At 45.8% G+C, this 24585-nt stretch carries 21 protein-coding genes and 1 pseudogene; 18 read left to right on the top strand and 4 right to left on the bottom strand.

Translation table 11 applies throughout. The features are described from left to right. The first annotated feature begins 160 nt into the window (after nt 1-160). From HMPREF1139_RS07875 to HMPREF1139_RS07795, 17 genes and pseudogenes are all read left to right on the top strand, one after another. On the top strand, nt 161-370 hold the full coding sequence (locus HMPREF1139_RS07875; RefSeq protein ID WP_009650953.1) for a hypothetical protein: 210 nt from the start codon (nt 161-163) through the stop codon (nt 368-370). A gap of 9 nt (nt 371-379) precedes the next feature. Next, nucleotides 380-646 (top strand): annotated as a pseudogene (locus tag HMPREF1139_RS11885) (twin-arginine translocation signal domain-containing protein); the annotation flags it as partial. Beyond that, nucleotides 629-3358, top strand: a complete 2730-nt coding sequence (locus tag HMPREF1139_RS07865) for a formate dehydrogenase subunit alpha (protein WP_269479235.1) — start codon at nt 629-631, stop codon at nt 3356-3358. The pseudogene HMPREF1139_RS11885 and the gene HMPREF1139_RS07865, both read left to right, overlap by 18 nt. Nucleotides 3359-3368: 10 nt before the next feature. Continuing rightward, complete coding sequence (gene fdh3B, locus HMPREF1139_RS07860; RefSeq protein ID WP_009650862.1) at nt 3369-3941, top strand: formate dehydrogenase FDH3 subunit beta; 573 nt, start codon at nt 3369-3371, stop codon at nt 3939-3941. 150 nt (nt 3942-4091) lie between these two features. Continuing rightward, entirely contained in the window at nt 4092-6032 is a 1941-nt protein-coding gene (locus HMPREF1139_RS07855) for an FTR1 family iron permease (protein WP_009650955.1), read from the top strand. 20 nt (nt 6033-6052) lie between these two features. Beyond that, nucleotides 6053-6574, top strand: coding sequence for an iron transporter (locus HMPREF1139_RS07850; RefSeq protein WP_009650791.1), 522 nt, complete (start codon nt 6053-6055; stop codon nt 6572-6574). 61 nt (nt 6575-6635) lie between these two features. Then, on the top strand, nt 6636-8003 hold the full coding sequence (locus HMPREF1139_RS07845) for a Fe-S-containing protein (RefSeq protein WP_009650818.1): 1368 nt from the start codon (nt 6636-6638) through the stop codon (nt 8001-8003). Continuing rightward, the gene (locus HMPREF1139_RS07840; RefSeq protein ID WP_009650948.1) at nt 8000-9292 is read left to right on the top strand and encodes an ABC transporter permease; all 1293 of its coding nucleotides are present in this window, start codon (nt 8000-8002) and stop codon (nt 9290-9292) included. The genes HMPREF1139_RS07845 and HMPREF1139_RS07840 overlap by 4 nt, the downstream gene beginning before the upstream one ends. Further along, nucleotides 9279-10421 carry an ABC transporter permease gene (locus tag HMPREF1139_RS07835; RefSeq protein WP_009650838.1) on the top strand — a complete coding sequence of 381 codons (1143 nt, stop codon included), beginning with the start codon at nt 9279-9281 and terminating at the stop codon, nt 10419-10421. The genes HMPREF1139_RS07840 and HMPREF1139_RS07835 overlap by 14 nt, the downstream gene beginning before the upstream one ends. Nucleotide 10422: 1 nt before the next feature. Then, nucleotides 10423-11097, top strand: a complete 675-nt coding sequence (locus HMPREF1139_RS07830; protein ID WP_009650952.1) for an ABC transporter ATP-binding protein — start codon at nt 10423-10425, stop codon at nt 11095-11097. Continuing rightward, nucleotides 11094-11591 (top strand): TlpA family protein disulfide reductase, encoded by a 498-nt coding sequence (locus HMPREF1139_RS07825; protein WP_009650957.1) that lies wholly within the window; start codon nt 11094-11096, stop codon nt 11589-11591. Before HMPREF1139_RS07830 ends, HMPREF1139_RS07825 begins: the two co-directional genes overlap by 4 nt. A 9-nt stretch (nt 11592-11600) precedes the next feature. Continuing rightward, the gene (locus HMPREF1139_RS07820; protein WP_009650794.1) at nt 11601-12173 is read left to right on the top strand and encodes a hypothetical protein; all 573 of its coding nucleotides are present in this window, start codon (nt 11601-11603) and stop codon (nt 12171-12173) included. Between the two features lie 333 nt (nt 12174-12506). Then, nucleotides 12507-14384 carry a TonB-dependent receptor domain-containing protein gene (locus HMPREF1139_RS07815; RefSeq protein WP_009650881.1) on the top strand — a complete coding sequence of 626 codons (1878 nt, stop codon included), beginning with the start codon at nt 12507-12509 and terminating at the stop codon, nt 14382-14384. 164 nt (nt 14385-14548) lie between these two features. Then, nucleotides 14549-15511, top strand: coding sequence for an ABC transporter substrate-binding protein (locus HMPREF1139_RS07810; RefSeq protein ID WP_009650895.1), 963 nt, complete (start codon nt 14549-14551; stop codon nt 15509-15511). Next, nucleotides 15508-16305, top strand: a complete 798-nt coding sequence (locus HMPREF1139_RS07805; protein WP_009650776.1) for an ABC transporter permease — start codon at nt 15508-15510, stop codon at nt 16303-16305. Before HMPREF1139_RS07810 ends, HMPREF1139_RS07805 begins: the two co-directional genes overlap by 4 nt. A 3-nt stretch (nt 16306-16308) precedes the next feature. Continuing rightward, the gene (locus HMPREF1139_RS07800; protein ID WP_009650887.1) at nt 16309-16998 is read left to right on the top strand and encodes an ABC transporter ATP-binding protein; all 690 of its coding nucleotides are present in this window, start codon (nt 16309-16311) and stop codon (nt 16996-16998) included. After that, nucleotides 16991-18097: an NnrS family protein gene (locus tag HMPREF1139_RS07795; protein WP_009650779.1), complete on the top strand. Its 1107-nt coding sequence runs from the start codon at nt 16991-16993 to the stop codon at nt 18095-18097. The genes HMPREF1139_RS07800 and HMPREF1139_RS07795 overlap by 8 nt, the downstream gene beginning before the upstream one ends. Nucleotides 18098-18120: 23 nt before the next feature. Here the strand turns inward: HMPREF1139_RS07795 and HMPREF1139_RS07790 are convergent, their stop codons facing one another. From HMPREF1139_RS07790 to HMPREF1139_RS07775, 4 genes are all read right to left on the bottom strand, one after another. Then, nucleotides 18121-20790 (bottom strand): autotransporter outer membrane beta-barrel domain-containing protein, encoded by a 2670-nt coding sequence (locus tag HMPREF1139_RS07790; protein ID WP_009650882.1) that lies wholly within the window; start codon nt 20788-20790, stop codon nt 18121-18123. 167 nt (nt 20791-20957) lie between these two features. Next, nucleotides 20958-22091: an ABC transporter permease gene (locus HMPREF1139_RS07785; RefSeq protein WP_009650851.1), complete on the bottom strand. Its 1134-nt coding sequence runs from the start codon at nt 22089-22091 to the stop codon at nt 20958-20960. Further along, nucleotides 22092-23069, bottom strand: coding sequence for an ABC transporter ATP-binding protein (locus HMPREF1139_RS07780; protein WP_009650906.1), 978 nt, complete (start codon nt 23067-23069; stop codon nt 22092-22094). Next, entirely contained in the window at nt 23066-24010 is a 945-nt protein-coding gene (locus HMPREF1139_RS07775) for an HlyD family secretion protein (protein ID WP_009650843.1), read from the bottom strand. Before HMPREF1139_RS07775 ends, HMPREF1139_RS07780 begins: the two co-directional genes overlap by 4 nt. Nucleotides 24011-24115: 105 nt before the next feature. On the opposite strand from HMPREF1139_RS07775, the gene HMPREF1139_RS07770 reads away from it, so the two are divergent. Next, nucleotides 24116-24577 carry a hypothetical protein gene (locus HMPREF1139_RS07770; RefSeq protein WP_009650937.1) on the top strand — a complete coding sequence of 154 codons (462 nt, stop codon included), beginning with the start codon at nt 24116-24118 and terminating at the stop codon, nt 24575-24577. Nucleotides 24578-24585 lie beyond the last annotated feature (8 nt).

Below are 24585 nucleotides of genomic sequence, written 5' to 3'. Positions count from 1 at the left end.
ACTAATTATGATACATTACCTGTATTTGAATTTGTAAGGTTTATTATAGTTGCCCTAAAAATGGGCCGTTGCGAGTAAAATTTTGCCGTTTTGCCTGCGTTTGCGCTGAAGCTGGATCGAAACGCGCAAGATTTACGTATTTTTAGAAAGGTTGTCCGGAATGAAACAAGACAGACGGGAATTTTTAAAAAAATCCCTAAAAGCTACGACGATAGCTGGTGCTGCCGTTGCCGCGACGTCTCTTGCCGCTACTTCAAAGTCCGCTTTGGAGGCTGATGATAATGGCGTAGTGATCGGCAAGTCGAACAAAAAAGAGGTGCTCTATAGAAAAACACAAGCGTGGGAGCAATATTACAAGGTCGCTTATTAGGAGTAAATTATGAGTGATGCAAGAGTTGCGAGACGTTCGTTTTTAAAGCTTGCTGCGCTTGGTGCTGGTAGCGCCGTCGCTTTTGGCAGTGAAAACGAAACTATCAAGAAAAAAGACGAGTTAAACGGGATACCAGATCCGTATCCGGGTTCAAAAACAGTAAGGACGATATGTTCGATATGTTCTGCTGGCTGTGGTATCGAGGCTGAGGTGCATGATGGTGTTTGGGTCCGCCAAGATATGGCTGTGCATCATCCTATCTCACAAGGAAGCCACTGCTGCAAGGGAATCGATCAAATCGATCTAACAAAAAGCAAGCAACGTATAAAATATCCGATGAAAAAAGTAAATGGTAAGTGGGAGCGTATCAGCTGGGAGACTGCCATAAATGAGATCGGCGATAAGATGCTTGAGATTCGTAAAAAACACGGACCAGATAGCGTTGAGTTTTTAGGTTCGGCTAAATTTAACAACGAACAATCATATTATTTTAGAAAATTTGCTGCTTTTTGGGGCACGAATAATAACGATCACGTAGCACGTATCTGACATAGCGCAACAGTCGCCGGTGTGGCGAATACTTGGGGTTATGGCGCGATGACGAATCACTTTGGTGATATGGCTGCGAACTCAAAAGCTATTTTATGTATAGGTGCAAATTCTGCCGTTGCAAATCCTGTCGGCGGTATGAAACACATGCTTCAAGCTCGCGATAGAAATAACGCAAAATTAATCATTGTAGATCCTGTGTTTACAAAAACTGCTGCAAAGGCTGATTATTTCGTAAGGCTTAGACCAGGAACGGATATAGCATTCATATACGGTATGCTTCATCTTATCTTTAAAAATGGCTGGGAAGACAAAGAGGTCATCAGGACTCGCTCTTACGGTATAGATGAGATCAGAAAAGAGGCCGAGAAATGGACTCCTGAAGAGACTAGCAATGTCACTGGGGTACCAGTCGATCTACTTATGAAAGTTACTGAAATTTTTGCTAAGACTAAGCCAGCTACGCTTATCTGGGCTTTAGGTATCACTCAACACTCCGTAGGAAGCTCAAATACCAGAATTTTATCTATCTTACAGCTGGTGCTAGGAAATATGGGTAAACCAGGTGGCGGATGTAACATCATCAGAGGACACGACAATGTTCAAGGCTCTACCGATATGGGTAACCTTGCTGATACATTGCCGATGTATTACGGTCTTGCTGATGCTGCGTGGAAGCACTACTGCAAAGGCTGGGGCGTTGATTTTGATGAATTCGTAAAACGCTTTGCGGTCTCGACAAAAGAGCCAAAGCAGGGCGGTGCACCGGTAAAAGGCACGAATTTTGAAGAGTATTATTATCACGATCCAAAAAATCCGGAAGATAGAAACTGGCGAAATGAAAAAGGCTGGTCACTATCAAAATGGTGGCAGGGCGTGCTTAAAGAAGAAAAGACTTTCTCCAGCGGCGAGCTAAAGGTTCTTTGGGTTCAAGGAACAGGCCTAACGTCTATGGCTCATACGGTCAAAATTCAAGAAGCTCTTAGTAAGCTTGATATGCTTGTCGTTGCAGAGCCGTTTGTCAATGAGATCGCGATCCTTAGTGATAGAAAAGATGGAGTTTATATCTTACCGGTCGCGAGCGCCTTTGAAAACGAGGGCAGCGTAAATGCAACAAACCGTGCGGGTCAGTGGAGGACCCAAGTCGTAAAACCTCTATATGAGAGCAAAGGCGATCATGAGGTCATGTTTGAATTTGCAAAGAAATTTGGCTTTTATGAAGAGTTTACTAGGGCACTTCGTATGAGGATCGTCGATGGCGAGCCAAAAGAGGTCAATAAAGACTTCGTATGGCCTGACGACGCTACTCGCGAGATAGCTATGACAGGACATTCTATCGGTATGCAAGGACGAACTCCGGAAAGACTAAAGAGGCATCAAGCAAACTGGGAAAATTTCGACCCTGATACGCTTATGGGCATAGGCGGAGAGGTCAAGGGTGAGTATTATTCGCTTCCATGGCCTTGCTGGGATGAAAAACACCCTGGCACCCCGATACTTTATGATATCAGCAAGCCTTATGCCGAGGGCGGAAGTGGCTTTAGAAATCGCTTTGGCTTGGAGCACAACGGAGTTAGTCAGTTGGCTGATGAGAGCGTGACTGTAAAAGACTCTAAGATCAAGGGCGGACACCCTCAGATCACAAAAGATAATATTGAAAAAGTGCTTGGTATCACGCTTACAGAAGAAGAAAGGGCAAAGATCGGAAATAGCTGGAGCGATGATTATAGCGGTATCATCAATGCTAAATGCCGTGAATTTGGTATCGTGCCTTATGGTAACGCAAGAGCGCGTGCGATCGTTTGGGAATTTACAGATCAAATTCCAAAACATCGCGAGCCTATCCACTCTCCGCGCTGGGATCTGGTCAAAAAATATCCTACGTTTGACGATCAAGCGCGAAATTTCCGCGTTGCAAGTAGGTTTATCAGCGAACAGCAAAAAGAGGACTGGAGCAAGGACTTCCCGACTATCATCAGCTCTATGCGCTTAGTAAATTTAAGTGGTGCAGGCATGATCGAGAGGACTAGTAAATATCTATCTGCGATCACGCCTGAGATGTTTGCCTACGTAAATCCTGAGCTTGCTATGGATAAAGGCATAAAAGATGGTGACATGATATGGATACATAGCCCGCAAGGCACAAAGATAAAGGTAAAATGCTTCCATAATCATACGGTCACCCCGGATCGTATCTGCTTGCCTTATAACTTTGCTGGTATCATGCAAGGTGTTGATTTATCAGATAGATATCCTGAGGGAACTAAGCCTTATGTTATAGGCGAGAGCTCAAATACCGTCACAAACTACGGTTTTGACCCTGTTACTCAAATTTCAGAATTCAATGCCGGACTTTGCAGGATAGAAAAGGCTGATGAAATGGGCTTTAAGACAAAATTTTTCAATGAATACGGCGAATCTGATCCGCACAATGGCTAGGAGGTAAACAATGGCAAGAATGAAATTTTTCGTAGATGACAGCAGGTGTATAAGCTGCTTTGCTTGTCAGGTGGCGTGCTCCTCGGCTCATGAGCTTCCAGTTGGTCTTTATCGCCGTAAGGTCATAACATTAAATGACGGTATCGAGGGCAAAGAGGTTTCCACCACTATCGCTTGTCAGCATTGCACTGACGCACCTTGCGAGCAAGTATGTCCGGTGGATTGTTTTTATATCAGGGCTGATGGCATCGTCCTTCATGATAAGCATAAATGTATAGGCTGTGCATACTGCCTATACGCCTGCCCGTTCGGAGCTCCGCAGTTCCCACGCGACGGAGCGTTTGGCATAAAGGGCAAGATGGACAAATGCACCATGTGTGCAGGCGGTCCTGAGCCTACAAATACCCACGAGGAATTCGAGCTATACGGACAAAATCGTATAGCGGAGGGTAAAGTGCCTATGTGTGCGGCTGTATGCTCCACAAATGCACTCCTAGTCGGCGATGCTACGGACGTTTCAAACATTTATAGGAAACGTGTGATGCTAAAAGATGTAGGCATCGTCTCAAATACAATACAATAATCAAAAAGAGGGCGCCAGCCCTCTTTACTGCGGAATTTGATCTCTTTTCAAAAACTCTTGCTTTATGATAATCATTTTTATTTTAGTTAAAGCCAAAATATGGTATCTTTCCACTCAATTTGTTATTTTAAATTCATTGGATTTGTAAACATGAAAAATTTCATAAAATTCCTACTCATCATGCTGTTGCCTTTATGGCTAAACGCAAAGAACGAAGACTACGCCCAGGTAGCCGAACAGATCAAAACTTCACTCGAAAAAGTCCTAGCCGAATACAAAGCCGGTAACACCCAAGATGCCGTCACTCATACGCAAGAGGCCTACTTTGGCTTGTTTGAAGATGTCGAAGGCGCTATACGTATAAATTTAGGTCAGAAAAAGGCCTACGATATGGAAAAGCAGTTTGGCGAGATCAGAAAGGCTATCAAGGCCGGAGAATCGGTAGATGATGTCACTGCCAGGATAGAAAAGATAAATTCTCAAATCGCCGAAGTCCTACCTGCGATCATAAGTGGACATAGACTTGTAGGAGAGTATTCGGATACTCCCGCTGCACCGGCAAGCAGTGGCTTTGATACGTCTAAATTCGTGCCTGAGTGGAGAGTAGCGTTTGAAAGTATGTCAAAGGATATAAATAGCGCTATCGATGCTTATGATAACGATAAAAAAGATGACGCTCAAAGAGATGTGGAGAATGCTAAATTCGTAGATTATCGCAATACAAAACTCGAGATCGCCGTGCGTCAGCATATAGATAACGGCAAAAGCGTAGATGCTGACATACAACGAAAAATGAGCGAAGCGATAAGCGGCATAAGCAATGGTATCAGCAAAGACGACTTTAAAAGCAAACTAAATGAAGTTATAAAAATAACCTATGATGCGGTAGCTAAACTACCCGCAGATACCGCTAAGATCGCTGCAGTGGATATGAGTAACGAAACTAGCGACGAGGCAGATACCCAAACCGACTACACACCGGTCGTTAAAAATATCAATGATAAAATCGCTGCCGCGATACAAACCTACAAGTCCGGAGACGCTAAAAAGGCGATCGCTGACGTGCAGGATCTATATTTTGATGAGTTTGAAGGCAGCGGTATGGAAAATAGCGTCGGAGCTCGCGATGTAAATTTAAAAACCGCTATCGAGGGAAGCTTCGGTGCTATCCCAGCCCTGATGAAATCAGGTGCTAGCATAGATAAGATAGAAGCCGCTGCAGCCACTATGAGCGATCAGCTAAACACGGCACTAGGCAAAACCAGCGCCCCGACTTCACCTTGGTTTTTATTCATTTCAGCATTTACTATCATCTTGCGTGAGGGCTTTGAGGCTCTTATCATCGTAGCAGCCGTGGTCGCATACTTGGTAAAAACCGGCAATGACGCTAAAATGGGCAAGGTCGTATATAGCTCAGTCGGCGTAGCAGTCGTTTTAAGTTTTGTCATGGCGTGGATCATGAACCTCATTTTTGGTCAAGCAGCCGGTCAAAAGCGCGAGCTGATGGAAGGTATCGTCATGCTCATAGCCGTAGGACTGCTCTTTTACGTGGGCTTTTGGCTACTATCAAATGCGGGTGCTAAAAAATGGAACGAGTATATCAAGTCTCATGTGACTGAGTCGCTAGCCAATGACTCGGCTATGGCGCTTTGGTGGACGGTATTTTTAGCCGTATTTAGAGAGGGTGCAGAGACAGTGCTCTTTTATCAGTCGCTTATCTTTGATGCCAAAGACAGCAGCGGCTATTCGGCTATCGGTGCTGGTTTCATCGCCGGTCTCGTGATACTGCTAGTCGTATATTTTGTATTTAAGAAATTTTCTATTAAAATTCCTATCAAGCCGTTTTTCGTCTTTACATCAGCGATCATATTTTATATGTCGATCGTCTTTGTCGGTAAGGGCGTGATGGAGCTGGTCGAGGGTAAAATTTTCGTTCCGACTATCATAAACGGACTAGAATTCCCGCAATGGATGGGCGATTGGTTTGGCTTGAAGCCATACTATGAGAGCTTGATACCGCAAATTTTGATGATCACGGCTTTGGTCGTTGGCATAATCATAATGAAAAAAAGAAAAGAAAAAACAAACTAATCTTATCAAAAGGAGAAAGTATGAATAAAATTTTAAGTTCAGCTTTGGCGTTCAGCCTTGCTGCAAGTTTCGCGGTTGCGGGGGAGCACCCTATTGGCGAGCCTGTTGAGGCTAACGGTATGGAGATCGCCGCTGTTTATCTACAGCCTATTGACATGGAGCCAAAAGGCGTAGATCTAGCTCCAAGCTTAGCCGACATGCACATGGAGGCTGACATCCACGCTATCGCCGGTAACAAAAACGGCTTTGGTGAGGGCGAGTGGATACCTTATCTAAAGATCAACTACGAGCTAAAGAACCTTGATAACGGTAAAGTCAAAAAAGGAACATTTATGCCTATGGTCGCTAGCGACGGACCTCACTACGGTGCAAATATCAAAATGGATACCGGCGTAGGCAACTATGAGCTAAAATTCCACATCGACAATCCTGAAAAACAAGGCTTTGGTCGCCATGCGGACAAAGAGACAGGTGTTGGTAAATGGTTCGAACCTTTCACAACAACTTACAAATTCCAATGGACAGGCGGTCCTGTCAAATAATTTTAGGGCGAGCGATCGCCCTTTTTCAAACCAAATTTAAGAAAATTCCTAGGGTTTAGTTATGTCAATCTACTTCGTTCAGGTCCTTTCCGCCCTGCTTGGTTTTGTCCTTTTTGCTGCTTTAAACAACAAAGATAAAAGCCTAAAAACCATATTTTTGCCGTCATTTTTAGGTATCGTCGCTGGTATCTTGATCTTCAAGGTCGCTAGACATGCGCTAGTTGACGATCGCGTGAAAATGGTGTTTGATTGTATCACGCTTGGATTTTTGTTTTTGAGCCTTTTGTGGATATTTTTTGAGTTTAAACCAGCAAAAATTCTCACGTTTTTTGCATTGGGCGTCGGATACGGGCTAAATTATAGCGCCATCAGCGCGCTTTTCCCGCTATTTAGCGGCGAGCTTTTGGATACACAGTCTGTTATCAGCTTTTTCTTGATGCTTTTTGCGATGCTTTGTGTATTCGTTTTGTTCTTTTTGGTATCGAATTTAAAAAGCTCGTTAAAGCCTTTAAATTTAAAAATTTTCAGCCTGCTGGTCTTGGCATGCCTTGTGATAGATAAGCTCTCAAGTGCTGCGCTCGAGCTAATGCGAGCCGGGTCTTTGCAGACGCATCCGCAGATGCTATCTATCGTGGCAAAAGGAATTTACGTCGCTACGTTTTCGGCGTATTTTTATGCTTTTATCATCCTTGTCCTGGCTGTTTTAAATTTCGCCTCTCGTCCTGCTATGACTGATAAAAACGCGGTCGGCTCGATATCTTTTCGCTTTACGAAAGCCGCTAGAGAAAAGATATCGACAAATGTAAATTTTGCCACCGTCATCATCGCCGTATCGCTTACGTTCTCGCTTTACTACGACCTTTACGCATCTCGCCCGCCTCAAATTTCAGAGCCGGTACTAGTCGAGCCACAGGGAGATAAATTTATATTTGATGTGGATATGCTAAAAGACAATGCCCTGCACCGCTTCGCATATATCACGGATGAGGGCAAGCAGGTGAGATTTTTCTTGCTAAACCGATTCCCTGATCGCCCGTCGCCGGTCATCGTCTTTGACTCGTGCATGATCTGCGGCGATATGGGCTATATCAAAAAAGGTGACGATCTTATTTGTATCTCGTGCAATGTCAGGATATTTTTGCCGTCAGTGGGCAAAGAGGGTGGCTGCAACCCGATACCTATGCCGTTTACCTTTGACGGTAAGCATGTCATAGTCGATTATGCTACGATAGTCGGCGGCTCGAACTACTTTAGCAAGGTCGTCGAAAGGATGGTCTTAGATCCCGTAAGCCGCAAAAAAGTGAGCAATCTAAGCTCAAGGTCTTATCTATATTACGGCCACACATACTTTTTTGAAAACAACGAGACTCAGGCGAAATTCGAAGCCAATCCTGAAATTTACGTAGATACGAACGGAACACTAAAATGAAAAATATGCAATTAATGCTGATAAAAAGCTCGATCACCGGCTCGAAAGTGCAAAAGACGATGGCGTTTATCACGATACTGCTCGCTACGATCCTTGTTGCTTGCATGCTAAACATCACGCTAAAGATCGGCGATCAAGTCGCGGGCGAGCTTAGGAGCTACGGCTCCAATATCGTGATCTTGCCACGCGGTGAGAGCCTAAGTATCGAGATAGAGGGCAAAAATTTTACTCCGCTTAAGTCTCAGAATTTCTTGCCAGAGTCAAATCTTTATAAGATAAAAGAGATATTTTGGCGAAACAATATCGTAGCCTTCGCTCCGTTTTTAGATGTGGACGTCAAAGACGCGAGTGGTAGGGCATTCGTGCTTGAGGGGACATATTTTGATAAAAATATCGGGCTTAAAGACGAGCCGGAATTCAGCACGGGCGTTAAGAGCCTTTATAGATTTTGGGGAGTCGAGGGCACTTGGGTCAAAGATGACAGCGAGGATGAAATTTTAGTCGGCGACGCCCTAGCTAGCCGCGAAAATTTAAAGCTCGGAGATACTTTGAGGCTAAGCGCCAAAAACGGCAGCAAAGAGGTCAAGATCGTTGGTATCTTAAAAGGAGCCGGCGAAGAGTCGCATAAATTAATAAGCTCGCTAAAGCTGGCCGGCGAGCTCTCGGGGCATGAGGGTCAATATTCAAAAGCCGAAGTATCGGCGATGACCATACCTGAAAACGACCTATCGCTAAAGGCCAGGCGAAATTTAGACAACCTAGATAGCGCCGAATACGACTTGTGGTATTGCTCGGCTTATGTTAGCTCGATCGCCTATCAGATAGAGGAGGGCATCCCTGACATCAGCGCTAAGGCCAGCCTTCAAGTAAGCGATGCAGAGAGTAATATCGTGAAGAAGATCCAAAGCCTGATGGGTATCGTGAGCATTTTGGCGCTCGTGGTTTCTGCTATCGGCATAACCTCTTTGATGACTAGCGAAATTTACCGCCGCAAAAAAGAGATAGGACTTTTAAAGGCCATAGGCGCCAGCAATTTTGAAATTTATACGCTTTTTGCGAGCGAGAGCCTGGTGGTAGCGTTTGTAGCTGGTATCTGCGGTGCGTTTTTAGGATACGCACTAAGCTACGTGATGGCTTATACGATATTTGCTCACGGCATCGGCATCGCATGGATCGTGCTTCCTATAAGCGTAGCCTTTGCGCTGCTCATTTCAGTCGTAGGCTCGCTTATACCGATGAGGAGCGTCGTAAAATTATTACCGGCGGAGGTGCTATATGACCGTAAATAGCAAATTCTTTTTCAATATCATTTATAAAAGCTTAAGGAACGGCTCGTCTCGCGTGATGGTCATCGTAGTCTCGATACTTCTTGGCGCTTGCGTGTGCGGTGCGTTCATCAACGTATATCTTGACATCGACTCTAAGGTCTCGCGCGAGCTAAAAACGTATGGAGCAAATATGATCTTCGCTCCGGCAGATATAGCCGCGACTGATGATATGAACGATACGGAATATAGCTCGATGATAGCTAAGATCCCATCTGATAAGCTGCTTGGAGATAGCGGATATATCTTCACTCAGGCAAACATCGGACCGACAAACGCCATCATCATGGGGGCTAAATTTAGCAAACTTAAGGTCGTGAAACCGTTTTTGGAGGTTCGCGACGGAGATATGATAAATATCGATTTTGACGATAAAAACGTCTTAATAGGCGTCGATCTGGCAAGACAGGCGGGCTTTAAAGTAGGCGACAATATAGAGATAAGAGCTATCGGTGCAAACGACAGTCAAAACGTAAAGATCAAAGGTATAGTAGCAAGCGGCGATAAAGAGGACGCACTACTCATCACCTCTTTGGCGCTGGCTCAAAAGATAGCGAACAAACAAGGTGAGATAAACTACGGTGAGGCTGTCGTACTTGGGAATTTCGACGAAATAAGCGCTATCTCGAAAAACATAAGCAACGCCGATATCGCTGCAAAACCTGTCGCAAAGGTCTCGAAATCAGAAGGCTTCATATTAGAAAAAATCAAGCTTTTGATGGCGTTAGTGAGTCTTGTCATCTTGCTCATCACGTCGATGTGCGTAAATACGACGCTAAGTGCGATCTTGCTCTCTCGTTCGCGCGAGATAGCGCTGCTTAGAGCCATAGGTGCGAGCAAAAGAGATGTGCTAAAGCTCTTTGGCTGCGAGACTTTCGCTACGGCTTTCGTTTCGGCGCTCATAGGCGCATTTTTGGGCTACTTGCTGGCTCAAATTTTAGGATACGCGATATTTGATTCGAGTATCGATTTTAGAATTTTGAGTATCCCTACAGCCGTCATCATATCGCTCATTTTTGCTGCGATCGCAGCATTTTACCCGATAAAAAGGGCGCTTGATAACAAGATGGCAGATACATTAAGAGGAGAATAGTATGTCAAACGCATTGGAACTTAAACATATTTGTAAGAAATTTGGCGACGTAAGCGCGCTTGATGATATAAATTTCGAGGTCAAAAAAGGCGAGTGGGTCAGCGTGATGGGCCCAAGCGGTAGCGGTAAGAGCACGCTTGTAAATATACTCTCTTTGATGGATACGCCAACAAGTGGCGTTTATATGCTAGGCGGCGATGATGTGAGCAACCTAAACGCCGAAGATACGCTTAAATTTAGACGTGAAAAGATCGGGCTTATATTTCAGCAGTTTCACTTGGTGCCCTATCTTAGTGCGCTTGAAAACGTGATGATAGCGCAGTATTATCATAGTAGCGTCGATGAAGAGGATGCTAAAAAGGCGCTTGAAGCAGTTGGTCTGGCTCATCGCTTGACGCATAGACCAAGTCAGCTAAGTGGCGGCGAGCAACAACGCCTTTGTATCGCACGCTCGCTCATAAACGATCCTGAAATTTTGATAGCGGACGAGCCTACGGGCAACCTCGACGAAGCGAACGAAAAGGTCGTGCTGGAGCTATTTTGCAAGCTAAGAGAGCAGGGCAAAACGATACTTCTTGTCACGCACAACCCCGAGCTTGGCGAATACGGCGATAAGATCGTCTACCTAAGATACGGTAAGCTTGAAAATATCCGCACTCTAAAAAGAGACGCATGATGAAATTTTGGTTTAAAATTTTTATCTTTTCGGCGTTGCTTTTTGCCGGATGTGCAAAAGAGTATGAGAAGCATCACATAACACTAAACGATCCAAGAGGCATAGATACGCAGTTTTTCCCTAGTCAGCAGCGCCTAAAAATGGGCGATAAACCCTATATGCTTTTCTTTTTTGGCACGGATTGCGGAGTTTGTAAAAAGCAGATCCCAGACCTCAACGAGCTATATAAAATTTACGGCGATAGAATGGAATTTATCGGAGTTTTGGGCCCTAGCAAAGGCTTTGACAAAGATATGGCCCTGCTAAAAGAGCACGGCATAGAGTTTAAGACTACGAGCGATAAAGTTTCGGTTGATTATTTCAGTAAAGCCGTAGGCGGCGTCATGGGAGTGCCCGTTGTATATTTTTTCGATAAAAGTGGTAAAATGTCTGGCAAATTCATCGGACTTACACCAAAGAGCGTATTGGAGAGTGCTATAAAGTCCGCTTTATAAGGAGCTTTTATGAAAACTTTACTCGTCATATTTGCTGCGATTTTGTTTGCAGGATGCGCTTCTAACGCCCCGACTATCTCCTCAAGGACCAGCGCGCCGATCTTCATAACCATGAAAGACGCTAACGCCAGCGTCTTTGTAAATTTTAAAAATACCGCGACCGGTGAGGACGTAAATTCTGAGATAATAGCCGAATTCGTAAAAAACGGCTTTATTTCTACATCAAATATGGCTAAGGCTGATTTTGTAGTGCTTGGTGACGTTCAGGGCTTTGATCGCTTGATAAGGCGCGATTTTGACTCCAGGTTTTACATGGGATACGGCTTTGGCAGGCGACCGTTTGGGATGTTTGGCTACTCTTTTGGCTTTCCGTTTGATGACGATGACTTCGTGACTAACAGCTACTTTTACACCATGCAAGCAAGCGTCTTGATACGCCAAAAGGGATATCCTGATAAAAGCACGAATATCACGCTCTATCAAGGTGGCAATACCTATTCTAAAAGCTATATTTGGCCGTATTTTAAAGAGCGTCTGGCTAGGCAGATCGTAGGATTTTTCTACAATATCCAGCAAAAGTAGCTAAATTTTAAAGGCTCTGTTATAACATTGACACTTGCTTCGCAAACCCTGTTCGCTCTGCAAAGCGCCGAACATATAGCACGATTTTCGCGTTCAGCCTGTGGCTTCTCTGAAAATCGGCGGCGATAGCGTCGCTTCACAAGGTTTGACTTCGCTCTTGAAAGTTAAAAATCAATGAAATATTGTAACAGAGCCATTTTAAAAATCAACACTGTGGCAAAAAGCTAAATTAGAATATTATTTAGGATAAAAATCATCTTGACTATTGTCAATTGTTTTTAAATAATTTAATGATATACTTTCTCATATTCAATTTAAAATTTAAGGGCAAATATGAGAAATATCTTATTTTCAGGCGCGATCGTGGCATCGCTTTTTGGCGCTGACAATATAGCTTCCAGTGCGGCCATAGGCCCTATAAAAGAGTTTGCTCCGCCGCCTTTGATCACTCCAAATATCGCTCAAAGCGCATTCTTGGAAAATCAATTCGACAGAGCCGATCGAAGCAGATACTACTTCGTTACGAACAAGCTCGACGAATCTATGGATAAATTTCACCTAAGCTCGGGCATATATGGCGGCAGCTTTTACGGCTCGGCATTATATCGTTACAGAGGAGCGAATTTTTATACGATCTTAAACGCTCACTATACCAAAGCTAATGACTACAAAGACGGTGACGGCGATAAAGTCGGCTTTGGCTATAAGCGCTACGGGCAAAATTTCATCGTAGGCTACTTGCCAAACGATATCAGCGAGATCAGAGCTACGTTTTTGCACGACAGGATAGATGACGACAAGCAGCCACAGCACCAAATGGACGCGGTAAAGACCGAGCGATACGCGACGAAGCTTGATGCGAGGATCGGCGATGAGGCTCTTGGCAATACGCTAAATTTAGAATTCATGTATAGGCAAGTCGAGCGAGAGGCAAACAACTACGCCCTTCGCAACTCCTCGTCAAAGGCTCGCGTCGAGATAAAGCGTAAAATTTTTGATTTCGGTGCGAAATACGACACGGATATTAGCGACTTTCATAACCTCGTAGGCTTTAAAATAACCCGCGACAGACACGAGGGCAGGCGCTATACTCTGACAAACGCGGGCTTTGTGCATACGGGAAATAGATTTCCAAAAATCGATACTAAAATTTATCAAATTTATGACACCATAAGCTACGATCTAAACGAGCAAAACAGGCTGAGCTTCGGGCTTGATTACGTTTGGAACAAGAGCGAGACAAAGAGCCTTGACGAGGTTTTCGTGATGCCGGGCATGCTTGCTGCGATGTCAAATAACCTAAACACCACGAGGAAGCTTTGGCGAAGCATTTACGGCAAGGACTTTGATGGCAGTATAAATCACGACGGGCTAAGCGGAGCGCTCAAGTATGAATTTAAGCCTAATGAAAAAGATAGCTATTCGCTTGCCTTAGAGAGCCTTTATCGAGTGCCTTCAAACATGGAGCGCTTCAACGCGCTATTTGGAGCGGGCGATAACGGCTGGATATCAAATCCTTTCCTAAAGCCGGAGCGTCACAACCGCGTGAAGGCCGACTTTAAATTTGCGAGCGAGACCTATAAGAGCTATCTAAATTCCATGTATGGCGAGGATTCGTTCGCTTTAAAGGGATACCTCATAGCAGACGATGCGAATGACCTCGTGATATATGACCGCAGACACGGGGCTGCGAGCATACCGGCCGTAAATAGGAACGCCGTCACTTCGCGTAACGTCGATGCTAGACTGTATCTTGCAAATTTAGGCGCCGAGCTAAATTTCGCTAGAAATTTTGGAGCTAAATTTAATGCGTATTACAGCTACGGACAAAATAAAACCGACGACAGGCCGCTTTATCAGATGAGGCCTTTCGAGGCTGATTTGCAGCTTGATTACCGCGACTACGCTAGCTTTGGCAGCTTCAACCTAGGCACGGCGCTACGATACGTAGCCAAGCAAACCAGAGGAGACTTTGATAAGAGAACGGGCTTTGGCATCGATCTAAAAGAGGCGGCGAAGTCCTTTACGACGATGGATATTTACAGCGGGATCGAGTTTAAAAATAAGGTCGGCATCAGGCTTGGCGTGAATAATATCTTTGATAAAAAATACGCCGAGTTTATCAGCGGTGCGCATGTAGGCGCGCTCGCTCCGAATTTAGTAAATGCACCGGGAAGGACGTTTTGGCTGAGTGTGCATGCTAGTTTTTGATGGTCAAATTTTATGAAACGATTTGCACTACGCAAATCTGGCTTGTGAGAGAAAACCAAACCCACGGCAGATTTTCGTGCCTAGTGTTCGCAACTGTCAGCTTTGCCACTTTGCGTAGTGTATAAGATCTAAAACGAAGTTCAAAATTTAATAAAGGAGAAACAATGAAAAGAAGAGAATTCTTAGCATTAAACGCTGCGCTTGGTGCGAGTGCTTTTGCTCCGAGCTTGTTTGCCAAAGAGAGCTTTGAGATGTGGGGAGCGCCCGCGATCCCAAGCGTCATAATGGCGGTTGCCAGCCAGCAAGGAGAGCTTGCTAAAAGCCATGACGTGAGCCTTAAAATTTGGCGCAGTCCTGACCAGCTAAGAGCCGGCGTGGCTAACGGCACGATCAAAGTCACGATGGCGCCATCTAACGTAGGCGTAAATTTAGCTAACCAGGGGCTGAATTTTGCCATGTTAAACATCCTCACGACCGGGCTTTTAAACATCCTCGTAAAGGATGAAAAGATAAAAAGCCTTGAGGATCTAGTCGGCAAGAAATTCGTCATGCCATTTAAAAACGATATGCCAGACCTCATCGTCCAAGCCCTATGCAAAAAGCGCGGACTGGACTTTAACAAGCTAAACATCACCTACGCTCAAACCCCTCCCGAGGCCATCGGTATGTTTTTGCAAAAAGATTTTGACGCGGTACTTTCCATTGAGCCGATGAGCTCTGCTGCCATACTTCGCGGTAAAAAAAGCGGCATAGAGGTGATAAGAAGCTTCGAGCTACCTAAAGTTTGGGGCGAGACATTCAACACAAAACCTTTCATACCGCAAGCTGGCATCATCGTAAATTTAGAATTTTACGAGCAAAACCGCCCGCTTTTTGATACTCTTGATAGCGATCTTAAAAACGCGCTTGCTTGGATACTTGCTAACAAGCAAAGTGCCGCAGAGATCGGTGCAAACTATCTACCAGCCCCGGTGCCGGCTCTTGCAAATAGCTTTGAGCGATCAAACCTCACCGTCATCAAAGCAAGCGAAATTTCAGACGAGCTGATGAGCTTTTTTGAAATTTTATTCGAGCTAAATCCAAAAGTGCTTGGCGGCAAAATGGCTGAAAAGAGGCTCTTTTTATGATACTAATCGACGGCATCAAGGCTCCTCGCGCCGCTATTTGGCGAGTGGTGGATTATTTGCTCTCAGGCCTTAGCGGACTTGGCGTCATCTGCCTGGCTATCGCGCTTTGGCAGCTTGGCTCGCAAATTTTCGGGGAGTTTTTATTGCCGTCTCCAAAGGTCGTTTTCGTGCGGGCGTATGAAATTTTAGCCGACTATAAAAGCAGCGGTATCTGTGTGACGCTCTTTCGCGCGGTCGTTGGCGTCGGGGTCTCGTGCGTAGTAGGCATCACGCTGGGGCTCATCGCCGGATACTACAAGAGCTTTGCGGCGTTTTTAAAGCCCTTCATCACGATACTTTTATCGATGCCGCCGATCATTTGGGTCGTGCTCGCGCTGTTTTGGTTCAGCTTTGGTAATGTGAGCACCATTTTTACGATCATAATCACCAGCATACCGCTAACTTTCGCTAGTTCGATGGTCGGCATGATGAGTGTGAACGAGCAGCTTAAAGAGATGTTTGACGCATACGATCTTGGGATTTTAAAAAAGATCCGCCACCTTTATCTGCCTCATCTTACCAGCTATATCATCAGCTCGCTAAGCGTGGCGGTCGGCATGGGCGTAAAGATCGTCATCATGGCCGAGCTTCTTGGCGCTAGCGACGGTGTGGGCTCAAAGATCGCAGACGCCAGAGTGATGCTGGATACTCCAAGCGTGATGGCTTATGTGGTGCTTGTGATCACTCTTGTGATGCTTTTTGAGTATCTCATCATCGAGCCGCTTAAAATTTTACTGATGCCGTGGAAGAGGTGAGACATGCTGGAGCTTAAAAATTTGGAGTATGAAATTTTAAGAGACCGCGTCGTGCGAGACTTCAGCCTTGAAGTAGGGCGAGGTCAGGCAGTGACGCTTTTTGGCCCAAGCGGCTGTGGCAAGACCACGATACTGCGGCTGATAGCCGGGCTAAACGACGCTAAACGGGGCAGAATTTCAAACGATTTTAAAAAGACGACCTATCTTTTTCAGGAAAATCGCCTGCTTGAGTGGAGAAACGCCCTTGAAAACATCAAACTAGTCGCCGATGATGTAAGCGACGATGAAATTTACGCATTTTTGGCGAAATTCGGACTCTCAAAAAGAGACGCGCTAAAATACCCCGACGAGCTGAGCGGCGGCATGAGGGCGCGCGTGAGCTTTGTAAGAGCGCTTGTGACAAAGCCTGATTTGCTGCTAATGGACGAGCCTTTTTCGGGACTGGACGCTGATATGAGAGAGATAATGATCGATGAAATTTTATCTCGTAAAGAGCGAGGCATGAGCGTCGTGCTCGTTACTCACGATAGATTTGAGGCTGTTATGCTAAGTGATGAGATATATTTTTTAAGTCAAAAAGGCGCAAATGTGGAGCAAATTTTACGTATCGACACGCCGGCTTGTGAGCGCGATTTTGATTTTATAAGCCGCATGGCTACTGAAAATTTTGGCTCAAGGATATATTTTGATTAACGATTTTTTCACTCATCCTATGCGGATATTTTTTTTAAGTAGCGTATTTTGCGTGGTGCTTGGCTGTATTAGCTTTTTCGTGGCGGGTGACTTCGTCAGCTTTCATAAATTTGCCTTTTTGGGGCTCGTTTGCCCTTTGGCATACGGCGGGTTTTTATTCACGGCCGTGCCTGACTGGACGAATTTCCCGGGCGATCTTAAAAAGCACAGCGTGGCTATGTTCACGCTCTTTGTCCTCTCGCTTGTAGCGATGTTTCTTGATCTAAAATTTGGCTATTTTTTCATGGGCTGCTTTTGGCTTTATCTTAGCGTATTTAGCCTCGTGCTCATCATTCGCGATAGGAACGATCAAAATTTCAGCGTCGCTAGCATCTTGATCGCATTTTGTGCGTTTGATTTTTTATACGTTTTTAGCGGCGATGAGAAATTTTTAAACGCTCAGATCCACCTAAATATGATCGCTATCTTGGTGGTGAGCTTTCGCGTGAGTATCGTGATGGCAAAGGAAGCTTTCAAGCTGGAGCCTGACATGAACGAGGCGGTGTTTGCACCGAGCTTTGTTTATAAAAATTTAGCCATCAGTGCATTTGTTTTGCTTATTGCTGCGCTTTTGCTGGACGCTTCGAGCCAGATAGTGGGCTTTTTGGCTCTTGGGTGCGGATTTATTTTGCTGGCGCGCCTTAGCGAGTGGCATCATCTTTGCCTTTTGAGGCATCATTTCGTGATATTTTATTATCTGATCAGCCTTTTTTCGGGAGTCGGTTACGTTTGGCTGGGAGCTAGCGAAATTTTGGATCTGGCCCTTAGCAGCAACGCCATCCATCTCATCGCGCTTTGCGTCGTCATGGGCGTCATCATGCTTATATTCAATGTCGCGGGGCTTCGTCATAGCGGTCAAGAGCTTGTATTTTTACGCCTTTCGCGCCTTGGACTCGTGCTGCTTTTTGCTGCAGGCATCTCACGCTCGGTACTGGCGATCTTTAGCGATAAATTTTATATCGGCGTACCTGCGGTTTTGTTTGCCGTCTCTTTCATGCTTTGGGCGATAAATTTTTACGCGATATTTAGAGACAATGAATTTACCGAAGATCCGGAGTAAAGGGCGAAAGCTCCGCCCTTTGGTTATATTTTATAATCTATCTTGAGCCCGCCGCTAATACCTTGTCTTTTGCCGACCAACCCTTGCAGATTCAGATCGATCTGTAAATTTTGCTTTGGTAAAAATTTAAACCCGATCTCACCTACGCCGGTATTTCCTCTCATACTTGGAGCCGTGATATCTTGGCTAAAAGTGAGGTTTCTAGTTCGTGCTTTGCCGTCGAATTCCCTCTCGTACGCACCGCCTATATACCACGCCGAATTCTCGTTTATGTCTTGATTAAATTTCATACCTAGCTTACCTACTATGGAATTTACCGCTTTAAATTTATACTGCGTATTAAGGATCTCTACCTCGTCGCCAAGCATCCTGTTGTAAAACGCTTTTACGTAGAGATCAAGGCTTGAAATTTCGTTTATCTCAACGATCTTGCCGCCTCCTAGGCTAAATCCATAGTAAGTCCTCGTACTTTTATAGCTTGGTACGTATCCGTCAAAGTCCTCGCTTTTATAATCAGCCCTTATCTTGCCGACTCTTGCAGAGCTTTCTATGTAAAATCGATTTGCCAGGTCGAAATTCGACATCAAGCCCACTCCGTAATAGCGGCTGTTTCCGCTACCTTTGACGCTCGCACCGCCAAAGCTATTAAAGCTGTCGTAGCTACCAAGCCCAAGCTCCACAAATGCCCCGTAGCTAAGTGTGTCGTTTACTTGTTTGCTAAGCCCCGCGACTAAATTTACGCCCCTTGACTTTACGTAAGAGCCTGATTTTAGCTTTACGCTGCTAGCTCCGGCGGCACCAAATGACCCGCTTGAGGTGTTTGCAAGAGAGCTCATCATCGCTGATTTTCCCTGCGAGCTTGAGAGGTCGCTGCCACTTTGAAGCATGCCTTGCATACCCGCACTAGTCTCTGCTAAGTTTTTTTGCTTTGGATTGTATGATTTTCCCTCTACTTTGGCTACGATTTGATGATCGCTTGCTTCAAGCGAGAGCTGATAGGTATTTGAGATGCCTTGATTGGCGTTTATCATCTTTTTAGGCGCCGTGATATGACCTTGCTCTTTATCTATCAGGGCAAATTTATCGCCCATTTCAAGTCTTGCTTCGTTGTCGATTTTAGCCGATATGTTCGTTTTGCTTAGATCGGTATCGTCTTTTCCGGTAAGCGTTAGAATTTTATCGCCGTTTGTTACGCTCTTAGGCAAGAAAAAATTTATATTTTCAAAATTTAAGATGTTACCGGCTTTCACGCTTTTGGAGTAGATATTTAGCGTGTTTCCCGTGATGTAATCATCCGAGCCCGTGCCGTATCCGCCGCTTAGATCGCCCGCTATCACGACGCTATTTTTCAAATTTACGACATTGTTTATCGTATCTCCTGCGTATCCGTCATTGTATCCGCCATAAACCCCTCCGCTTACTGTCGCGTCATCAAGCGTCACGACGTTTGAGTTCGCATGTCCCAGCCCAAAACCCGTTATGCCGCCGTATACATCGCCGTTTACATCAGAATTTTGAACACTAACTAAATTTTCATCCGCACTACCGGCGTCTGACTTGCCGCCGCAAATATTTTGCGTGCTAGAGCGATTTACACCGTCCGATTTTACAGTGACTTTGTTCGCACTCGCATCGCCGCTAGGCGTTTTGCCGCCGTAAATTTGCCTCACGTCCGAGCCTATAATATTGACTTCGTTTTGAAGCGCTTGAATTCTAGGATCGCCCATCAGCTGCGAGCCGCTCGCACCGCCGAATATATCCACGCCGATTATTGATTTGCCGTTAGCGTCCGAGGTGATCGTGACTTTGTTTAAATTCGCCCTTCCGACGTTGGATTTGCCGCCGTATACGCCGATATCGCGTCCGTAGCTCCTCTCTACATCCGAGCCCGAGATGAAGACCTCGTTTTCTACGACGTCACCTCTGCCGCTAGCACTCATGCCGCCAAATACGCCGCGCGATAACGATCTTTTCGCGCCGTCAGCTTTGATGACGACTTTGTTTTTGCTGATCGTGCCCGACTGCGACTCTCCGCCGTAGATAAAAAATGCGTTCGAGCCGTTCACGCTCACTTCGTTTCCTTTTACCTCGCCGTTAGCGTTATAAAGACCCAACCCTCCATGAACGACCCTGACTTCGGAATTCGAGCTGATGGTTACTTTGTTGTTTATAGCCGAGCCTCTGTTGGTCGAGCCGCCTTTTGCTTCATCCACTTTGGAATTTACGACATTTACGGCATTGCCGCTGGATACGCCCTTGTAAGAGTGTCCACCGCGAACGTCCATATCGTATCCGCCCGTGATGTTGGTCAAATTTACGACGTTTTGCGAGACGTTGCCTAGCTTGGAGCCGGCGCCAAATAGCCAAAATTTACGGCCTGGAGACTGCATATCTTTGAAATTTAACGTGTAGCCGCTTAGATCTTTGTTATTACCGAAATTTTCATCGCTTATCGCGCCGATCATATTGGCGTCTATGTGATTGTCGTCGATGACCTGTTTTGTTACGTTGATGACCTTTTCGTTGGTTTTGGGATAGTAGTATTTGCTAGCAACGGCGTCTCTTTCCATGTTCGAATTTACCGAACGCCACGTCTGAGCGGATGCCGAGACGGCGAGTAAAATTCCAGCCGCCGCTAAGCTAAATTTTACGATATCTAGACAGCATCGAGGCTTCTTTACAAAATATTTCATTTTAATTATCTCCTCTCAGTAAAATTTAAAAATATAAGAAAATAATAATGAAATATAACATAAATAAAGCTTAAAATTTATATTAGTATAGATAGATATATTAATATTTATATTTTATGTTTGACTAAGAAAGACAAAATTTTATCTATAAAACTTAAAATTTAAAACTAATCCAGCGTCCTTTTGTATCTCCAAAGCGAGATAGCCGTGCTGGCGCATAAAAAGGCGAAAATCGCCGCGATGTCGTAGCTAAATTCCATCGCGGAGGCGTTTTTGAGCCAGATGCCGCGAATGATACGTAAAAAATGCGTGAGCGGAAAAATTTCGCCAAGCGCCTGCGCCCAAAGCGGCATGCCGTAAAACGGAAACATAAATCCCGAAAGCAAAAGCGAAGGCATAAAGAAAAAATAAGTCATCTGCATGGCTTGGATTTGATTTTTCGCGAGCGTGCTAAATGTGAAGCCAACGCCAAGATTTGCGAGCATCAGCAGCGTCGCAGCGACGAAAAGCGAGCCCCAATCCGCGATAGGCGGCAGTCCGAAAAGGTATCTGGCGATGAGAAATATCGCGTAAATTTGCCCGTAAGCGATGAAAAGATAGGGCAAAATTTTGCCAGTCATCACTTCAAGCGGGCGCAGCGGCGTGGCGAGGAGATTTTCCATCGTGCCGCGCTCATACTCCCTAGTCATCGAGATCGAGGTGAGCAAGATGGTCGTGAGCGTGAGCAGTATGCCTACAAGCCCGGGCACGATCTGACAGCGCGTGAGAAGCTCTGGGTTGTAGCGCGTATGCACGATTAGCTCGAATTCGCCCTTATCTGCACTTTGGCTCGCAGCCGAGTTAAATTTATCCCTCGCTAGAGCCTGAGCGAGCGCGATGTCTAGCGCCTGCGCGACCTGTGCCGAGGCTGAGGGATCGGCTCCGTCGATGCTGATGAGTAGTCTTGGACGCTCGTCTCGCATGAGCGCACGCTCTAAATTTGGCGGGAAATAGACGATAAACTGCACCGCGCCCCTTTTCATCAAATTTTGCGCGTATCCCTCGTCGGTACCGATGTATTTTAGTGCGAAATACTGCGTATTTTCAAGCGCTTTTGTCATCGAGCGCACGAGCTCTCCGCGACCGCTTGTGATGAGTGCGGTCGGCATGTGGCGCGGGTTTGTATTTATCGCGTAGCCAAAGAGTAGCATTAGCAGTAGCGGCATCGCCACTATCATCGCTAGAGTGCCTTTGTCTCGTAAAATTTGACGAAATTCCTTTTTTATCATCGCTGCGGTGCGTGAGAGCGAAAACGCCTTCATCTAGTACCTGCTGTCGCTACTGGCGCTCAAAAGATGTATGAAAACGTCTTCGAGGCTGGTTTTTATCCTGCGTAAATTTAACCCCGCTGCGTTAAAATCCGCCACCGCTTTTTGTAGCCCATCAGCGTCGTTTGCCACGATGTGATAGCTACTGCCAAAGACCGAGACGTCCTTCGCACAAGGCTCGTTTTTCAGCAAATTTGCAAATTTTGCCGCGTCCTTGCCGCTAAGCTCCCAGACGTCAAGCTCGCTATTTGCTATGATCTCCTCCTCGCTGCCCCTGGCTAAAATTTTGCCGTAAGCGATGTAGATGAGCTCGACGCAGCGCTCGGCCTCGTCCATGTAGTGCGTCGAAACCAGCACCGTGATGCCGCCGTTTGCCAGGCGATGTATGATGTCCCAAAACTCACGCCTGGCCTTTGGATCCACACCCGCCGTGGGCTCGTCAAGCAGCAGTAACTTTGGTCTGTGGATGAGGCACATAGCAAGCGCTAGCCGCTGCTTCCAGCCGCCTGAAAGTGCGCCTGCAAGCTGGTTTGCTCTTTTTTCCAGCCCCATTTGCTCTAAAATTTCGCCCATCGCGCCCTTGATGTCGGCCATGCCAAAGAGCCGCGCGATAAATTCTAGATTTTGCCTGACAGTGAGGTCGTCGTACCAGCCAAATTTTTGCGTCATGTAGCCTGTGTTTAAGCGGATGAGCTCGGAGTCTCGCCGAAAGTCAAAGCCAAGGCACTGCCCCTCGCCGCTATCTGCGCTCAAAAGCCCGCAAAGCATCCTGATCGTAGTCGTCTTGCCACTGCCGTTTGGCCCTAAAAAGCCGCAGACCGAGCCCTTTTTCACGCGGATATCGACGTTGTCGATTATGATGCGCTTGCCAAATCTCTTTGACAGTCCTCTAACATCGATCGCAAATTCGTCTGAAATTTGAGCGCTCTCTCTTGGCTGGGTCGATGCGATGTAATGTAACATCTCTTTCATCTTAACCTAACTTCGACCGGCTGAGATGGGTGTAAAAACTCGCTTGGCTCCTCCGGCACTGCCTCTATGCGGTATGTCAGCGTATTTTGCTGGTTTTGGGTGTAGATGACCGGCGGGGTGTATTCTGGCCGGGTGGCGACGTGGCTGATAGTAGCGCTAAATTTCGGGCAGTTTTGGCAAGAAAGCTTCACTTTTTGCCCCTCTTTTAGCGTAGGCAGCACCGAGGCCGGCACGAAAAATCTGACTTTTAGCTCGTTTGGCGGTAGCAGCGAGAGCACGGGACGGGTGCTGCTCGCCCACTCGCCCTCTTTGTAAAACACGCGCTCGATCAGCCCGCTCTCATTAGCGGCAAGCCTCGTTTTGCTAAGCTCGTATTCGCAGCTTTGCACGTTGGCCTCGGCGGCTTTTATCTTTGCTTCGAGGCTTTTTATTTGATTGATACGTGCGGGTAAATTTGCCACTTCAAGGCTTGCGACGAGCTGTTTTACGAGTGCGTTTTGGCGGTTGAATTCCGCCTTTGCGGCGTCAAATTCTTTTTGCGAGATGGAGCTTTGCTTTTTTAACGTGACAGCTCTTTTGTAGTTTTGCTCCGCCGCCCAAAGCCTGCTTTTTGCCTCGGCGATCTGCGCACGGATCGTCTCTAGCTCCTGCTCGCGCTTGCCTAAATTTAGGTCGGCGAGCTCGGCTTTTAGCGCGTTTAAATTTTCATTTGCGGCGCTTAGATTTGCCGTTTGCGCGGTATTTTCGAGCTCGAAAAGCAGCTCGCCCGCCTTTACGTGCTGGCCCTCTTTGACGTTTATTTTTACGATACGGCCGCTGGTGGAGGGCGCTAAGTACCGATAATCGCCTTCCAAATAGCCGCTAAAATACTCGCTTTCATTTCCGTTTCCGCAGCCTGCAAGCAGCAAGCACAGGCATAAAATTTTAAAATTTACGCTCATATTTAGGCCTTTTAAAATGATGTAATAATTATATCGTTTTTAGTGCGGCGTTTGGGCTTTGGCGCTAAATTTAAGGTATAATCAGCGAAAAAATAAAGGAAAAATATGCGAATAAACGAGAACAAAAAGGGCGCAGTGGCCGTGCTGGTGCTGTCTGTGGTACTATTTGCGGCGGGATGTGCGGGGTACTTTTACTACCAGCTTGCTGGATCTGGCATTTTTACGATGATAATGGGACTGCTTTGTGCGGCGTTTTGTGTGAGAAAGATAGCTCAGGTGGGCTTTTTGCAGATCGATGATGATGGATTTGGCGTGCAAAAGGGCGCAAGATTTGCTAAATTTTACTTTAAAGATATAGAAGAAATCAGCGTCAAAACGATCGATGCCAAACGCAAGATCGATGTTTTAAACGTCAAATTTAAGCGCGCGAAACTAGACCGAGATGCCGCCTACGGGCTCATACAGCCTATCGGCGATAACGACGCCGTGATCTTAGACAAATACGAGCTTTCAAAGAGTGAGATTTTTAGGGAGTTGAAGGGGAAATTTGAGAGTCAGCTTGGATAAATTTGAAA

The organism is Campylobacter sp. FOBRC14, assembly GCF_000287855.1.
In the GTDB taxonomy this organism is placed as follows: Bacteria; Campylobacterota; Campylobacteria; order Campylobacterales; family Campylobacteraceae; genus Campylobacter_A; species Campylobacter_A curvus.
The sequence above is the reverse complement of the archived record's forward strand: the minus strand, read 5'-3'. Positions and strand labels throughout refer to the sequence as shown.

Bases quoted from the DNA above. Each gene is read 5' to 3' on its own strand.
- HMPREF1139_RS07805 (WP_009650776.1), top strand. From the start codon at position 15,508: ATGATACTAATCGACGGCATCAAGGCTCCTCGCGCCGCTATTTGGCGA.
- HMPREF1139_RS07820 (WP_009650794.1), top strand. From the start codon at position 11,601: ATGAAAACTTTACTCGTCATATTTGCTGCGATTTTGTTTGCAGGATGC.
- fdh3B (WP_009650862.1), top strand. From the start codon at position 3,369: ATGGCAAGAATGAAATTTTTCGTAGATGACAGCAGGTGTATAAGCTGC.
- HMPREF1139_RS07790 (WP_009650882.1), bottom strand. From the start codon at position 20,790: ATGAAATATTTTGTAAAGAAGCCTCGATGCTGTCTAGATATCGTAAAA.
- HMPREF1139_RS07815 (WP_009650881.1), top strand. From the start codon at position 12,507: ATGAGAAATATCTTATTTTCAGGCGCGATCGTGGCATCGCTTTTTGGC.
- HMPREF1139_RS07840 (WP_009650948.1), top strand. From the start codon at position 8,000: ATGAAAAATATGCAATTAATGCTGATAAAAAGCTCGATCACCGGCTCG.
- HMPREF1139_RS07855 (WP_009650955.1), top strand. From the start codon at position 4,092: ATGAAAAATTTCATAAAATTCCTACTCATCATGCTGTTGCCTTTATGG.
- HMPREF1139_RS07875 (WP_009650953.1), top strand. From the start codon at position 161: ATGAAACAAGACAGACGGGAATTTTTAAAAAAATCCCTAAAAGCTACG.
- HMPREF1139_RS07835 (WP_009650838.1), top strand. From the start codon at position 9,279: ATGACCGTAAATAGCAAATTCTTTTTCAATATCATTTATAAAAGCTTA.
- HMPREF1139_RS07850 (WP_009650791.1), top strand. From the start codon at position 6,053: ATGAATAAAATTTTAAGTTCAGCTTTGGCGTTCAGCCTTGCTGCAAGT.
- HMPREF1139_RS07780 (WP_009650906.1), bottom strand. From the start codon at position 23,069: ATGAAAGAGATGTTACATTACATCGCATCGACCCAGCCAAGAGAGAGC.
- HMPREF1139_RS07825 (WP_009650957.1), top strand. From the start codon at position 11,094: ATGATGAAATTTTGGTTTAAAATTTTTATCTTTTCGGCGTTGCTTTTT.
- HMPREF1139_RS07830 (WP_009650952.1), top strand. From the start codon at position 10,423: ATGTCAAACGCATTGGAACTTAAACATATTTGTAAGAAATTTGGCGAC.
- HMPREF1139_RS07775 (WP_009650843.1), bottom strand. From the start codon at position 24,010: ATGAGCGTAAATTTTAAAATTTTATGCCTGTGCTTGCTGCTTGCAGGC.
- HMPREF1139_RS07800 (WP_009650887.1), top strand. From the start codon at position 16,309: ATGCTGGAGCTTAAAAATTTGGAGTATGAAATTTTAAGAGACCGCGTC.
- HMPREF1139_RS07770 (WP_009650937.1), top strand. From the start codon at position 24,116: ATGCGAATAAACGAGAACAAAAAGGGCGCAGTGGCCGTGCTGGTGCTG.
- HMPREF1139_RS07810 (WP_009650895.1), top strand. From the start codon at position 14,549: ATGAAAAGAAGAGAATTCTTAGCATTAAACGCTGCGCTTGGTGCGAGT.
- HMPREF1139_RS07785 (WP_009650851.1), bottom strand. From the start codon at position 22,091: ATGAAGGCGTTTTCGCTCTCACGCACCGCAGCGATGATAAAAAAGGAA.
- HMPREF1139_RS07845 (WP_009650818.1), top strand. From the start codon at position 6,636: ATGTCAATCTACTTCGTTCAGGTCCTTTCCGCCCTGCTTGGTTTTGTC.